The organism is Janthinobacterium sp. GW823-FHT06H09 (assembly GCF_058794735.1).
Genome location: NZ_JBXAHC010000009.1, coordinates 73,146 through 85,676, shown reverse-complemented (window position 1 = coordinate 85,676; position 12,531 = coordinate 73,146). Strand labels below are relative to the sequence as shown.

Annotated in this window: 12 protein-coding genes; 4 read left to right on the top strand and 8 right to left on the bottom strand. The window is 63.8% G+C overall.

Translation table 11 applies throughout. The features are described from left to right. Nucleotides 1-16 precede the first annotated feature (16 nt). Nucleotides 17-481: an EVE domain-containing protein gene (locus AC1Q6X_RS16850; protein ID WP_070289203.1), complete on the top strand. Its 465-nt coding sequence runs from the start codon at nt 17-19 to the stop codon at nt 479-481. 8 nt (nt 482-489) lie between these two features. Here the strand turns inward: AC1Q6X_RS16850 and lgt are convergent, their stop codons facing one another. After that, entirely contained in the window at nt 490-1,314 is an 825-nt protein-coding gene (gene lgt, locus AC1Q6X_RS16845) for a prolipoprotein diacylglyceryl transferase (RefSeq protein ID WP_070311784.1), read from the bottom strand. A 79-nt stretch (nt 1,315-1,393) separates the two neighbouring features. Then, nucleotides 1,394-2,305, bottom strand: coding sequence for a LysR family transcriptional regulator (locus tag AC1Q6X_RS16840; RefSeq protein ID WP_492497868.1), 912 nt, complete (start codon nt 2,303-2,305; stop codon nt 1,394-1,396). Nucleotides 2,306-2,478: 173 nt separating this feature from the next. Between AC1Q6X_RS16840 and ilvD the strand changes: the two genes are divergently transcribed. Both ilvD and AC1Q6X_RS16830 read left to right on the top strand, forming a co-directional pair. Continuing rightward, nucleotides 2,479-4,344, top strand: a complete 1,866-nt coding sequence (gene ilvD / locus AC1Q6X_RS16835; RefSeq protein ID WP_070221904.1) for a dihydroxy-acid dehydratase — start codon at nt 2,479-2,481, stop codon at nt 4,342-4,344. Nucleotides 4,345-4,564: 220 nt separating this feature from the next. Beyond that, on the top strand, nt 4,565-4,876 hold the full coding sequence (locus tag AC1Q6X_RS16830) for a c-type cytochrome (RefSeq protein WP_070221905.1): 312 nt from the start codon (nt 4,565-4,567) through the stop codon (nt 4,874-4,876). Between the two features lie 21 nt (nt 4,877-4,897). Here the strand turns inward: AC1Q6X_RS16830 and AC1Q6X_RS16825 are convergent, their stop codons facing one another. Then, entirely contained in the window at nt 4,898-5,917 is a 1,020-nt protein-coding gene (locus tag AC1Q6X_RS16825; protein ID WP_492497977.1) for an NAD-dependent epimerase/dehydratase family protein, read from the bottom strand. 108 nt (nt 5,918-6,025) lie between these two features. Between AC1Q6X_RS16825 and AC1Q6X_RS16820 the strand changes: the two genes are divergently transcribed. Continuing rightward, nucleotides 6,026-6,928 carry a LysR family transcriptional regulator gene (locus AC1Q6X_RS16820; RefSeq protein WP_492497867.1) on the top strand — a complete coding sequence of 301 codons (903 nt, stop codon included), beginning with the start codon at nt 6,026-6,028 and terminating at the stop codon, nt 6,926-6,928. Here AC1Q6X_RS16820 and AC1Q6X_RS16815 read toward each other — a convergent pair. The 5 genes from AC1Q6X_RS16815 to folD form a co-directional block, all read right to left on the bottom strand. Further along, the gene (locus tag AC1Q6X_RS16815) at nt 6,921-8,063 is read right to left on the bottom strand and encodes a branched-chain amino acid ABC transporter substrate-binding protein (RefSeq protein WP_070289205.1); all 1,143 of its coding nucleotides are present in this window, start codon (nt 8,061-8,063) and stop codon (nt 6,921-6,923) included. The genes AC1Q6X_RS16820 and AC1Q6X_RS16815 overlap by 8 nt on opposite strands. A 382-nt stretch (nt 8,064-8,445) precedes the next feature. Next, entirely contained in the window at nt 8,446-8,820 is a 375-nt protein-coding gene (locus AC1Q6X_RS16810) for a DUF2486 family protein (protein WP_070289206.1), read from the bottom strand. Then, nucleotides 8,817-9,242, bottom strand: a complete 426-nt coding sequence (locus AC1Q6X_RS16805) for a DNA polymerase III subunit chi (RefSeq protein WP_492401874.1) — start codon at nt 9,240-9,242, stop codon at nt 8,817-8,819. The genes AC1Q6X_RS16810 and AC1Q6X_RS16805 overlap by 4 nt, the downstream gene beginning before the upstream one ends. Nucleotides 9,243-9,250: 8 nt before the next feature. After that, nucleotides 9,251-11,320, bottom strand: a complete 2,070-nt coding sequence (locus AC1Q6X_RS16800; RefSeq protein WP_492497866.1) for a M3 family metallopeptidase — start codon at nt 11,318-11,320, stop codon at nt 9,251-9,253. A gap of 47 nt (nt 11,321-11,367) precedes the next feature. After that, nucleotides 11,368-12,213 (bottom strand): bifunctional methylenetetrahydrofolate dehydrogenase/methenyltetrahydrofolate cyclohydrolase FolD, encoded by an 846-nt coding sequence (gene folD / locus AC1Q6X_RS16795; protein ID WP_070311789.1) that lies wholly within the window; start codon nt 12,211-12,213, stop codon nt 11,368-11,370. Nucleotides 12,214-12,531 lie beyond the last annotated feature (318 nt).

Here is a 12,531-nt window from a genome sequence, read left to right as displayed (position 1 = left end):
TGACCTGGGGAATGTAATGAAACAGTACTGGCTGATGAAATCCGAACCCGATGAAGTGAGCATCGACGACCTGATGGCCGCGCCCGGGCACACCATGCCCTGGTTCGGCGTGCGCAACTACCAGGCGCGCAACTTCATGCGCGACGGCATGCAGGTCGGCGATGGCGTGCTGTTTTATCACTCGAGCTGCCCGCAGCCGGGCGTGGCGGGCGTGGCCGAAGTGGCCAGCGGCGCGTATCCCGATCACAGCCAGTTTGAAGAGGGCGGCAAGTATTTCGATGCCAAGGCCACGCAGGAACAGCCGCGCTGGATCAGCGTCGACGTGCGGGGCCTGAAGAAGACGGCGCTGTTGCCCCTGTCCGAGATGCGCCAGATGCCGGAGCTGGAAGACATGCTGCTGCTCAAGAAGGGCAGCCGGCTGTCCATCACGCCGGTAACGCCGGCGCAATGGAAAGTGATTACAAGCAGGTTACAGGCTTAAACTGTTCATCAGGCAGCGCGGGCCTTGGTGGGCGGCGTGCCCATCACCTGGCTTTTATATGCCCACACCAGCAGCGCGATGGCGCCGACGATCATCGGCAGGGACAGCATCTGGCCCGACGTGATCGGCACGCCCAGCCACACGACTTCCCAGTCCGGCGTGCGGAAGTATTCCGTGAAGAAGCGCGCGCAGCCGTACAACAGGGTGAACATGGCGCCCACGGCCATGCGCGGACGCTGCTTGCGCGCATACAGCCACAGGATGATGAACACCAAAATGCCGTCGACCAGCATCTGGTAGATCGGCGACGGGTGCACGGGATACGGAATGCCCGGCCACTGCATGGCCCACGGCAGGGTTTCCGGCGCGATGCGGCCCGGCAGTTCGGCATTGATGAAGTTGCCCAGCCGACCGGCCGCGTAGCCGAGCGGCACCAGCGGGGCGATGAAGTCAAGCACGTCGAACAGGTTGCGGCCCGCCTTGCGGCTCCACAAGTACATGGCCAGGATGACGCCGAGGAAGCCGCCATGGAAGGACATGCCGCCATGCCAGACCATGAAGATCTCGAGCGGATTGTGCAGGAAGTATTCGGGACGGTAGAACAGTACTTCGCCCAGGCGCCCGCCGATTACCACGCCCAGCATGCCGTAGAACAGCATGTCGTCGAGGTCTTCCTTCTTCCAGCCCAGCACGGCGATATGCGGCTGCTTGATGCGCACGCGGCCCAGGATAATGAACAGGGCAAAGGCCAGCACATACATCAGGCCGTACCAGTGCACGGCAAGCGGACCGATCTGGATGGCTATCGGGTCGGGCATCGGGTGTATCAGCATGGGGTTTCTTTCTTTGTTTAAAGCCAAGGTTGCGTAGTATGGGGGCGCTGGCGGTTTTTTGCCTTAGCGGCCACTTAATTTAATCGGCGGCAGCGCTGATCTGCTTGCGCAGCAGCGCCAGGAAACCTTGCAGCACGGCCGACGGATTGTCGCGGCGCCAGGCCAGGCCCGTTTCCACCAGCGGCGTGGCGTCCTGCAGCGGCCTGTATTCTACGCCCGGGCGCATCAGATTCGATACCGATTGTGGCACAAGCGCGATGCCCATGCCAGCCGAGACGAGGCTGACGATGGTTTGCATCTGGATCGCTTCCTGGCCGATCTGCGGCGTGATGCCGGCCGCGCGGAACACGCCGAGGATGGCGTCGTGCAGGGCGGGCGAGATCGCGCGCGGGAAAATGATCAGGGGCAGGGGCGGCAGGTCGCGCAGGCGCACGGGGCCCGGCGTGTTCAGGATGGCGAGGCCGGACGGCGCGGCCAGCACCAGCGGCTCGGCCAGCACGGGCAGGTAATCGAGCTCCCCTTTCGCCTTCTCGGGCAGGGGCGGGATCAACAGGCCCGCATCCGTGCGCCCGGCCAGCAGTTCATCGAGCTGCAGGTCGGAAGTGGCTTCCTGCAGCGCGATCTGCACCTGCGGATAGGCCGTCTGATACGCGCGCAGCAATGGCGGCAGCACGCTGTAGTCGGCCGACGAGACAAAAGCCAGGCTCAGGCGGCCCGCCTCGCCCTGCGCGGCGCGCCGCACCAAGGCGGGCAAGTCTTGCGCCTGCGCCAGCAGCCGGCGCGCCTCGGGCAGCAAGGCCGTGCCGGCTGGCGTCAGCTGCACTTCGCGGCGCGTGCGCACGAACAGCGGTGCGCCCAGCAGTTCTTCCAGGGCCATGATGGTTTGCGACAGGGGTGGTTGCGTCATGTGCAGGCGCGCGGCGGCGCGGCCGAAGTGCAGCTCCTCGGCGACGGTGACGAAATAGCGCAGCTGGCGCAGTTCGAGATTCATATGCGTTTCCATGTGGAGTAAGTGCTGTGATATGCAAAACGACTCACAGGAACGTGCATCATATATTTGACAGTGCGGCGCGCGCAAGGCAATCTGGCGTACCCCCACTGCATGCAGGGTTTTGCTGAAAATCCGCGCAGTCAGGCATCAATCATCCTTGGAAGGACCCCATCATGCCGCAATACCGCTCCCGCACCACCACCCACGGCCGCAACATGGCTGGCGCCCGCGCCCTGTGGCGCGCCACCGGCATGAAGGATGGCGACTTCGACAAGCCGATCATCGCCGTCGTCAACTCGTTTACCCAGTTCGTGCCCGGTCACGTGCACCTGAAAGACCTGGGACAGATGGTGGCGCGCGAGATCGAGGCGGCCGGCGGCGTGGCCAAGGAATTCAACACCATCGCCGTCGATGACGGCATCGCCATGGGCCACGGCGGCATGCTGTATTCGCTGCCTTCGCGCGACCTGATCGCCGATTCCGTCGAATACATGGTCAACGCCCACTGCGCCGACGCCATGGTCTGCATCTCGAACTGCGACAAGATCACGCCGGGCATGCTGATGGCCGCCATGCGCATCAACATTCCCGTCGTGTTTATTTCCGGCGGGCCGATGGAAGCGGGCAAGGTCGTCAAGGTGGTCAACGGCACGCAGAAGATCATCAAGCTGGACCTGGTCGACGCCATGATCAAGGCGGGCGACAGCACCGTCTCCGACGCTGACGTGGCCGAGATCGAACGCTCGGCCTGCCCCACCTGCGGTTCGTGTTCCGGCATGTTTACGGCCAACTCGATGAACTGTCTGACGGAAGCGCTGGGTCTGGCCCTGCCCGGCAACGGCACGATTTTGGCCACGCACTCGGACCGCCAGCAGCTGTTCCTGCGCGCGGGCCGTCTGATCGTGGAACTGGCCAAGCGCCATTACGAGCAGGACGATTACTCGGTGCTGCCCCGTTCCATCGCCACCAAGGCCGCGTTTGAAAACGCCATGGCGCTCGACGTCTCGATGGGCGGCTCGACGAATACCGTGCTGCACCTGCTGGCCGCCGCGCACGAGGCGGAAGTGGAATTCACGATGGCCGACATCGACCGCATTTCGCGCAAGGTGCCTTGCCTGTGCAAGGTGGCGCCGATGACGGACAAATACCATATCGAAGACGTGCACCGCGCCGGCGGCATCGTGGGCATTTTGGGCGAACTGGCGCGCGCCGGCCTGCTCAACACGACTTTGCCGACGATCCACGCGCCGACCCTGGCCGACGCCATCGCGCAAAACGACATCATGTGCACGGATAACCCCGCCGTGCATGAACTGTTCCGCGCCGCGCCGGGCGGCGTGCCGACGCAGACGGCGTTTTCGCAGTCGGAGCGCTTCGCGGCCGTCGACACGGACCGCAGCACGGGCTGCATCCGCGACAAGGCCCACGCCTATTCGCAGGATGGCGGCCTGGCCGTCTTGTACGGCAACCTGGCGGAAAAGGGCTGCATCGTCAAGACGGCGGGCGTCGATGAAAGCATTTTGAAATTCTCGGGCAAGGCGCGCGTGTTCGAAAGCCAGGATTCCGCTGTTGAAGCGATTTTGGCCGATACCGTGCATGAAGGCGACGTCGTTATCATCCGCTACGAAGGCCCGAAAGGCGGCCCCGGCATGCAGGAAATGCTGTACCCGACCTCGTACATCAAGTCGAAGGGCCTGGGCAAGGCGTGCGCGCTGTTCACGGACGGGCGCTTCTCGGGCGGTTCTTCGGGCCTGGTGATCGGCCACGCCTCGCCGGAAGCGGCAGAAGGCGGTGCCATCGGCCTGGTGGAAGAGGGCGATTTCATCGACATCGACATCCCCGAGCGCACCATCAACCTGCGTATCACGGCTGCCGAGCTGGCCGCGCGCCGCGCCGCCATGGAAGCGAAGGGCGACGCGGCCTGGCTGCCCGTCGACCGCGAGCGCTACGTGTCGCAGGCGCTGCAGGCGTATGCGGCGCTGACGACGTCGGCCGACCGGGGCGCCGTGCGGGATCTGTCGCAGCTGAAAAAACGCTGATCTGTTGCGTCAGTGCGACGGCCGGCCCCGTTTGACGATGCGGGGCCGCCTGTCGTTACATCGCCTTACAAACAACATGGTCATGGGCGCGCAGATGGGGCAGAATAGCTATGCCTTCTGACGACATTGCGTGACTACATTGAAACGCTTGATCTGGGCTCGTGGTGCATCTGCGGAAACACAGTAAAATGCCGCAGGAAGTAACTTTGGAGAAAAGACAATGAAACGTTTTATGTTGGTGAGTGTATTGACTGTATCGGCTCTGGCATCGCAAGCAGCGTTGGCCAATCCGGACCTGGCGAAAGCAAAGAACTGCATGGCTTGCCATGCGGTGAGCACGAAACTGGTGGGCCCTGCGTTCAAGGACGTGGCTGCCAAGTACGCTGGTCAGAAAGACGCGGAAGCCAAGCTCGCGGCGAAAGTCATGAAGGGCGGTTCCGGCACCTGGGGCGCGATCCCGATGCCAGCCAACCCGCAAGTGAGCGATGCGGAAGCCCATACCCTGGTTAAATGGGTACTGGCACAGAAATAATCTGTGCCGCAGTACCTGCAATTAGCGCGCCGGCAATCCCGGCGCGTTTTTTTTGCCCGCTGTTTTATGCAGATTGCCCATGCCCTCCAGTGTCGCCCGCACCGCCTCGTCGAGCGGCGTATGCGGCTCCTGGCCCAGCACGGCCAGCAGCCGCGCATTGTCCATGGACAAGGGCGCTTGCCACAGATAGCGCATCTCGCGCATTTCGCGCAAGGTCGCCACGAACGGCGACGCCAGCGCCACCAGCCACCACGGAAAACGCCGGATGGCGGGCGCCGCTCCTGTCGCCTGTTCCACCACGCGGGCGATCGCGGCCGTCATTTGCCGGCCGTCGTGGTCCCAGTGGCCGGCCATGTGAAAGCGCGCAAACGCGGGCAAGGTGGCGCGTAAAGCCAGCAATTGCAGCATCGTGCGCGCTACGTCGGGCAGGTAGGACCACTGGTGGCCCACGCCGGGCGCGCCCGGATACAGCACCTTGCGCACGCTCTGGCCTGGTTTCACCAGTCCCTGCGAAAACCAATTATTGCCGGCATGGGGACCGAAGAAGTCGCCCGCGCGCACGATCAGCACGCGCGCGCCCTGCGTGCTGGCCCGTTCCAGCCGTGCTTCCAGTTCCACGCGGATGGCGCCCTTGCGCGTCTGCGGGTGCTGCGGCGCGTCTTCCGCAAGTAAGTCCCCCGCTGCGGGGAAGGCGTCGGGACCATAGTTGTACACGGTGCCGGGCAGCACGATGGTGGCGCCTTCGGCCATCGCCGCGGCAATCGTGTTGTCGAGCATGGGCAGCACCAGCTGGCCCCAGTTCCGGTAGCCGGGCGGGTTGACGGCGTGCACGATGACGGCGCAGCCTTTGGCGGCCGCCAGCACGTCCGTGCGCGACAGCGCGTCGCCGCGCAGCCACTCGATGTTATCGCCGCGCGGAGACGGCGTTGCTCCCCGCGTCAGGGCGCGCACCTGCCAGCCTGCCGCCAGCAGCTGGCGCACCATCTCGCCGCCGATGCCGCCCGTCGCGCCCAGTACCAATACTGTTTTCGTGTTCTCCATCATGACCTCCGTGTGGTTGATGGTGCCAGTATCTGCCGCGCAAGGCTAATTGGGAATTGACGAACATCGCGTACAAGCTATACATTTATGCATGACCAAGTTGACGCCATGAACCCATCCATTGCCTGGGAATACTACCGCTCCTTGCTGGCCGTGCTGAAGCACGGTTCGCTCTCCGGCGCCGCCCGCGCGCTGGGCATCACGCAGCCCACCGCCGGCCGGCATATCGCGGCCCTGGAGCAGGCGCTGGGTGCGACGCTGTTTACGCGCTCGCAGCAGGGCTTGCTGCCCACGGAAGTGGCGCTGGCGCTGCGTCCCCATGCGGAAACCATGGAGCACACTGCCGCCCTGATGGAGCGCGCGGCCAGCAGCCAGGGGCAGGGCGTGGCCGGCGTCGTGCGCATCGCTGCCAGTGAAGTCGTGGGCGTGGAAGTGCTGCCGTCCATCCTGGCCCGCCTGCGCGCGCGCCATCCGGGCTTGACCATTGAATTAGTATTAAGTAACAAGGTGCAGGATTTGCTGCGCCGCGAGGCGGATATCGCCGTGCGCATGCTGCGTCCGCGTCAGGAGCAGCTGGTGGCGCGCAAGGTGGGCGAGATCGAACTGGGACTGCATGCGCACGCCGATTACCTGGCGCGCCATGGCACGCCGGCGGGATTGCTTGATCTGGCGCAACACGCCGTCATCGGCTACGACGAGGCGAGCCCCTTCGTGCGCAACGCGGGCGCGGCCTTTCAGGGATTTACGCGGGAAAGCTTTGCCTGGCGCAGCGACAGCGATCTGGCGCAACTGGCATTGATACGGGCGGGCGCCGGCATCGGCGTGTGCCAGGCAGGGCTGGCGGCGCGCGATCCGGCCCTGCGGCGCGTGCTGCCGCAAGCGTTTTCGCTGCCGATGGAAACCTGGGTCACCATGCATGAAGACTTGCGCGGCAGCCTGCGCTGCCGCGCCACCTTCGACGCGCTGGCCGAAGGATTACTGGCTTACGTGGCCGGACAGCCGCTTACTTGACCACTTCCATCTTGGTTTTCTTGCCATCCCGGTAGGTGAACAAGGTCAGCGCGCCATCCTTGATGTCGCCGTTGGCGTCGAACGAGATCGGCCCCGTCACGCCCTGGTAGTGCACCTTGGCCAGATACGGCAGGTAGACGGACGGTTTCGACGATTTCGCATCCTGCATGGCGGTGGCCATGGTCATCACGGCATCGTAGACGTATGGCGCGTACAGCTGCACTTCCATATTGTATTTCTGCTTGTAGCGGGCGCGGAAATCGTCCATGCCTTTTTGCTGCGCGCCCGTCACGCCGCCCGCTTCCGCGCAGGTGACCATGTCTTCGCCGACGGCGTCGCCCGCCAGCTTGCCCAGCGGTTCCGTGCACAGGCCGTCGCCGCCCATGAACTTGGCCTTGATGCCCAGCGCCTTCATCTGGCGCAGCATGGGGCCGCCCACGGAATCCATGCCGCCGAAGAAGATCAGGTCGGGATTTTTCGACTTGATGCTGGTCAAAATCGCATTGAAGTCCGTCGCGTTGGCATTGGTAAATTCCTTGCCGACGATTTGCACGCCTGGCGCCGCCTTCTTGGCGCCCTTGACGAACTGTTCCGCCACGCCCTGGCCGTAGGCCGTGCGGTCGTCGATGACGGCGATTTTCTTCGCCTGCAGCTTGCCCACGGCATATGCGCCCAGGGTGCCCCCCAGCTTGTTGTCATTGGCCACGACGCGGAAGGCCGTGTTGAATTTTTGCTGGGTATAGGTCGGGTTGGTGGCGGCCGGCGAAATCTGCGGGATGCCGGCATTGAAGTAAATGCGCGAGGCGGGAATCGTCGTGCCCGAGTTCAGGTGGCCGACGACGCCGTTGACCTTGGCGTCGACCAGCTTTTGCGCCACGGCCGTGCCCTGCTTGGGATCGGCCGCGTCATCTTCGGGCACCAGCACGAATTTCACGGCTTTGCCGTCGATCTTGAAGCCTTTGGCGTTCAAATCCTCGATGGCCATCTTGGCCGCGTTCTCGTTATCCTTGCCCAGGTGGGAGCTGGCGCCAGAGACCGGGGCGACGTGGCCGATCTTGATGATTTCCTGCGCGCCCGCATGGCCGGCAAAGGCGAGGGCGAGGGCGAGAGGAAGGACTTTGGTCTTGAGCAGCATAAACATTCTCCAATGGATAAAGATACGGCGGCGTCTCGTGAAAACCGCTTCGAATGGCGGTACGTGTGAAGAAAGGTACAACAAAAAACAGGCGGCGCAAAGCCGCATTTCGGGCTTTTTACATTTTGTCGCAACAATCACCAAAGTGAGGCGCGATGCACCGATTTCGCAGGCGCGAGCGCACCAAAGAATGGCGTTGGAGGAAAGAATAGGGTAGGTCGGGCAGGTCGGGGTAGGTCGGGTTAGCGCGCAGCGCGTAACCCGACATTGCGCGGCATGCTCATAACCCAACGGCAAGGACGGGGAATGCCGGGGTCAGACCCGTCGGGTCTGACCCCAGATTTTTGTCGGTGATGAAATGGTCGCAACGACAGGTGTGTGCTTACTGAGCCGGCGGATGCAAATGCCCGAGCTCATGGCTGACCGCATGCGCGACGATCTGTTCCAGCGATTGCTGCAAGTCTTCGCGCAGGGCGCCGCGCATGCCGATCAGGGCGTTTTGCAGGGCCGTCTGCAGGACGTGGGCGATGCGCTCTTCCAGCAGATGGTCGATCTTGCCCTGCACCTGATGCAGGATGCGCTGCGTGAGCCGCTGTTCGATGGCGTCCCAGTCGGGCTGCGCCACCGTAGGCGGCAACGCCGGCGCTTCCTCGACGGCAGGCGCCGCTGCGGCGGGCGCGACGGCCTCGGCCACTTCCGGCCCCAGCAGCACCTCTGTCAACAGGGGGATGCCCTGGTCGAATGGCTGCTGGCTCATGTCTTCCCTGCCACGAAGTGGGTCGGCTGCACGTCTTGCTGTCGGTAGTGCAGGAAGCGCTGGCGGCCCGCCTGCGCATCCTGTTCATCCATGGAGACGATCTCGAAGACGCGCTGGAAATCGGCGTAATTGGCGGGCGGCAGCTGCGACAGGTTGACGAGGATGTCGTGGTGCGGCAGCTCGGCGGCCGCGTCATCGGTCAGGATGATGGGCGTTTGCGGGGCCAGCGGGTCGCCGGCCAGCACGTGCGGCAGGAAATCCGTGGCGGAAATGGTCCACATGGCGCTGTTCAAGGCGTCGAGCTGGGTGCCATCTTGTACCAGCACGACCACCTTGTTGCCGGCCATATACGCCTTGCGTGCCAGACGGCAGGCGTAGGCCAGCTTGTCCGGCACGTTGGTATGAAAGTCGACGCGCGTCATGTCGCCCTTCACGCTGCCATGCCGCTGTGGCGCAGCAGGGCGTCGATGCTCGGTTCGCGGCCGCGGAAGGCCGTGAACGATTCCAGCGCGGGGCGCGAGCCGCCGACGGACAGGATTTCCTGCAGATAACGCTTGCCCGCCGCCGTGGTGGCGGCCGGTCCCAGCGCCCTGGCTTCCTCGAATGCCGCATAGGCGTCGGCGGACAGCACCTCGGCCCATTTGTAGCTGTAGTAGCCAGCCGCGTAGCCGCCGGAGAAGATATGCCCGAAGGAATTCTGGAAGCGGTTGAAGGCGGGCGGGATGATCAGCGCGAACTTGGCGCGCACGCCGTCGATCAGCTGCTGCACGCTCTGGCCCGTGCCGGCATCGTAGTCATAGTGCAGATGCATGTCGAGCAGGGAGAATTCCACCTGGCGCAGGGTTTGCAGGCCGGACTGGAAATTCTTGGCCGCCAGCATCTTGTCGTACAGCGCGCGCGGCAGCGGCTCGCCCGTGACGGCATGCGCCGTCATGTGTTCGAGCACTTCCCATTCCCAGCAGAAATTTTCCATGAATTGCGACGGCAGTTCCACGGCATCCCATTCGACGCCGGCAATGCCCGACACGCCCAGTTCGTCGACGACGGTCAGCATATGGTGCAGGCCGTGGCCGAACTCGTGGAACAGGGTGATGACTTCATCGTGGGTGAACAATGCAGGCTGTGCCTTGCCGTCGACCACGGCCGGTTCCGTGAAATTGCAGGTCAGGTAGGCGATCGGCGTCTGCACGTGCTGTGCGTCGGCGCGGCGGCCGCGCGCGTCATCCATCCAGGCGCCGCCGCTCTTGCCGGCACGCGCATACAGGTCCAGGTAGAACTGGCCCACCAGCTGGCCGTCGCGCTCGATGCGGTAAAAACGCACGTCCGGGTGCCAGACGGGCGCCGTATCCAGTTTGATCTCGACCGCGAACAGGTTCTGGATCTGGCGGAACAGGCCGTCGATCACCTTGTGTTCAGGGAAATATTGTTTGACTTCCTGGGCCGAGAACGCGTAGCGGCGTTCCTGCAGCTTTTCGGAGGCGTACGGCACGTCCCACGCCTGCAGTTCGTCGATGCCCAGCTCTTCGCGGGCGAATTGCTTCAGTTCGGCCAGGTCCTTCTCGGCGAACGGGCGCGCGCGCTTGGCCAGGTCTTCCAGGAAAGCGATGACTTGCGCGGGCGAAGTGGCCATCTTGGAGACCAGCGACACTTCGGCGAAGTTGGCGTAGCCGAGCAGTTTTGCCTCTTCGTTGCGCAGCCGCAACAAGGTGACGATGTTGTGCGTGTTGTCCCAGTCTTCTTTCTTGCTGAAGACCTCGCCCTGGTCCGATGCCTTGGTGGCGTTGGCGCGGTAGATGGTTTCGCGCAGCGCGCGATTGTCGGCAAATTGCAGGATCGGGTAATAGGACGGGAAGTGCAGCGAGAATTCATAGCCTTGCTTGCCGGCTTTGTCGGCCGCGGCGCGCGCGGCGGCCTTCACGTCGTCGGGCAAGCCGGCCAGGTCGCTTTCGTTCTCGACCAGCAACTTGTAGTCATTGGTGGCGTCGAGCACGTTTTCGGAAAAACGCGTACCTACGGCCGCATGTTCTTCCTGGATGGCGCCGAAGCGCTCTTTCTTGTCCTCGGGCAACTCAGCGCCGCCCAGGCGGAAGTCGCGTACGGCATTCTCGACGATGCGCCGGCGCGCCGGCGACAGGCTGGCGAAAGCGGGGCTGGCCTGCAATTGCTTGTATTTGCCGAAGAGGATTTCGTTCTGGCCCAGCTCGGTCAAGAACTCCGTCACCTTGGGCAGGTTGGCATTGTAGGCGGCGCGCAGTTCCGGCGTATCGATCACGCTATTTAAATGGTTGACGATGCTCCAGGCGCGGCCCAGGGTTTCGGCGATCTGGTCCTGGGGCGCGACGAAGTTTTCCCAGCTCACTTCTTCCATGGGCGCTTCCAGCCGCGCCACCGTGGCGCGTGCCTGTTCCAGGAGGGTATCGATGGCGGGCGTGACATGCTCGTGCGTGATCGCGTCGAAGCGTGGCAGGCCGGAAAAATCAAGCAGGGGATTGGTGTTCATCGTCGCTTCCATATATTAAAAGGGGCGGTCATGCCGCCCCGGTGTTGTTACACGCGCTCGGCGGCCTCGACCGTGTTCATGAGCAACATGGTGATCGTCATCGGACCCACGCCACCCGGTACCGGGGTGATGTGGGAGGCGATTTCTTTCACTCCGGCAAAATCCACGTCGCCGCACAGCTTGCCGTCATCGTCGCGGTTCATGCCCACGTCGATGACGATGGCGCCCGGCTTGACCATGTCGGCCGTCAGGGTGTTGCGGCGGCCGACGGCGGCCACGACCACGTCCGCCTGGCGCGTGTACAGGCCCAAGTCCGGGGTCGCACTATGGCAGATGGTGACGGTAGCGTTCGCTTGCAAGAGCAGCAGGGCCATCGGCTTGCCGACCGTGTTGCTGCGGCCGATGACGACGGCGTGCTTGCCGCGCAAGTCGACGCCCGTGCTTTCGATCAGTTTCATGCAGCCGTACGGTGTGCAAGGGCGGAAGCCGGGCAAGCCCGTCATCAGTTCGCCGGCGCTCAGGACGGAATAGCCGTCCACGTCTTTCGTCGTGGCGATCGCTTCGATGACCTTGTGCGGGTTGATGTGCTTGGGCAACGGCATTTGCACGAGGATGCCGTGGATGGCGGGATCGGCGTTCAGGCTGGCGATGCGTGCCAGCAAGTCGGCTTCGGACAGGTCCGCTTCATATTTTTCCAGCACCGAGTGGAAACCCACGTCGCCGCACGCCTTGACCTTGTTGCGGACGTACACCTGGCTGGCCGGGTCTTCGCCGACGAGGATCACGGCCAGGCCGGGCTGGGTGCCCTTGGCGGTGAGGGCGGCGGCGCGCGTGGCGATCTCGCTGCGCAGTTTTTGGGAGAGGGCGATTCCGTCGATCAGTTGTGCTGGCATGGTAGGGGGCTGTGTGGGAAGGAAAAGACAGATTATAAAGCCGGGCGGCGCAAAGGGGCGGTTTTGGCTATGCAAAGGCTTAACAACAGCGGGCCGGAGACGCAGGCCCGAAAAAATGCCGATGGCGGCGTTGCAGCTCCTTGCCGTACTGGCGTACTGTCTGTGTCGCCGCGCCTTGCCCTCGACGTTTTTCAGGCCCGCTTGGCCCGGCATAAAAGCGGGCCGGAGACGCGGGCCTGAGAAAATGCCGATGGCGGCGTTGCAGCTCCTTGCCGTACTGGCGTACTGTCTGTGTCGCCGCGCCTTGCCCTCGACGTT

What these genes read in the sequence shown, in the direction of transcription:
- AC1Q6X_RS16850 (WP_070289203.1), top strand. Translation starts at nt 17, where the DNA reads ATGAAACAGTACTGGCTGATGAAATCCGAACCCGATGAAGTGAGCATC.
- lgt (WP_070311784.1), bottom strand. Translation starts at nt 1,314, where the DNA reads ATGCTGATACACCCGATGCCCGACCCGATAGCCATCCAGATCGGTCCG.
- AC1Q6X_RS16840 (WP_492497868.1), bottom strand. Translation starts at nt 2,305, where the DNA reads ATGAATCTCGAACTGCGCCAGCTGCGCTATTTCGTCACCGTCGCCGAG.
- ilvD (WP_070221904.1), top strand. Translation starts at nt 2,479, where the DNA reads ATGCCGCAATACCGCTCCCGCACCACCACCCACGGCCGCAACATGGCT.
- AC1Q6X_RS16830 (WP_070221905.1), top strand. Translation starts at nt 4,565, where the DNA reads ATGAAACGTTTTATGTTGGTGAGTGTATTGACTGTATCGGCTCTGGCA.
- AC1Q6X_RS16825 (WP_492497977.1), bottom strand. Translation starts at nt 5,917, where the DNA reads ATGGAGAACACGAAAACAGTATTGGTACTGGGCGCGACGGGCGGCATC.
- AC1Q6X_RS16820 (WP_492497867.1), top strand. Translation starts at nt 6,026, where the DNA reads ATGAACCCATCCATTGCCTGGGAATACTACCGCTCCTTGCTGGCCGTG.
- AC1Q6X_RS16815 (WP_070289205.1), bottom strand. Translation starts at nt 8,063, where the DNA reads ATGCTGCTCAAGACCAAAGTCCTTCCTCTCGCCCTCGCCCTCGCCTTT.
- AC1Q6X_RS16810 (WP_070289206.1), bottom strand. Translation starts at nt 8,820, where the DNA reads ATGAGCCAGCAGCCATTCGACCAGGGCATCCCCCTGTTGACAGAGGTG.
- AC1Q6X_RS16805 (WP_492401874.1), bottom strand. Translation starts at nt 9,242, where the DNA reads ATGACGCGCGTCGACTTTCATACCAACGTGCCGGACAAGCTGGCCTAC.
- AC1Q6X_RS16800 (WP_492497866.1), bottom strand. Translation starts at nt 11,320, where the DNA reads ATGAACACCAATCCCCTGCTTGATTTTTCCGGCCTGCCACGCTTCGAC.
- folD (WP_070311789.1), bottom strand. Translation starts at nt 12,213, where the DNA reads ATGCCAGCACAACTGATCGACGGAATCGCCCTCTCCCAAAAACTGCGC.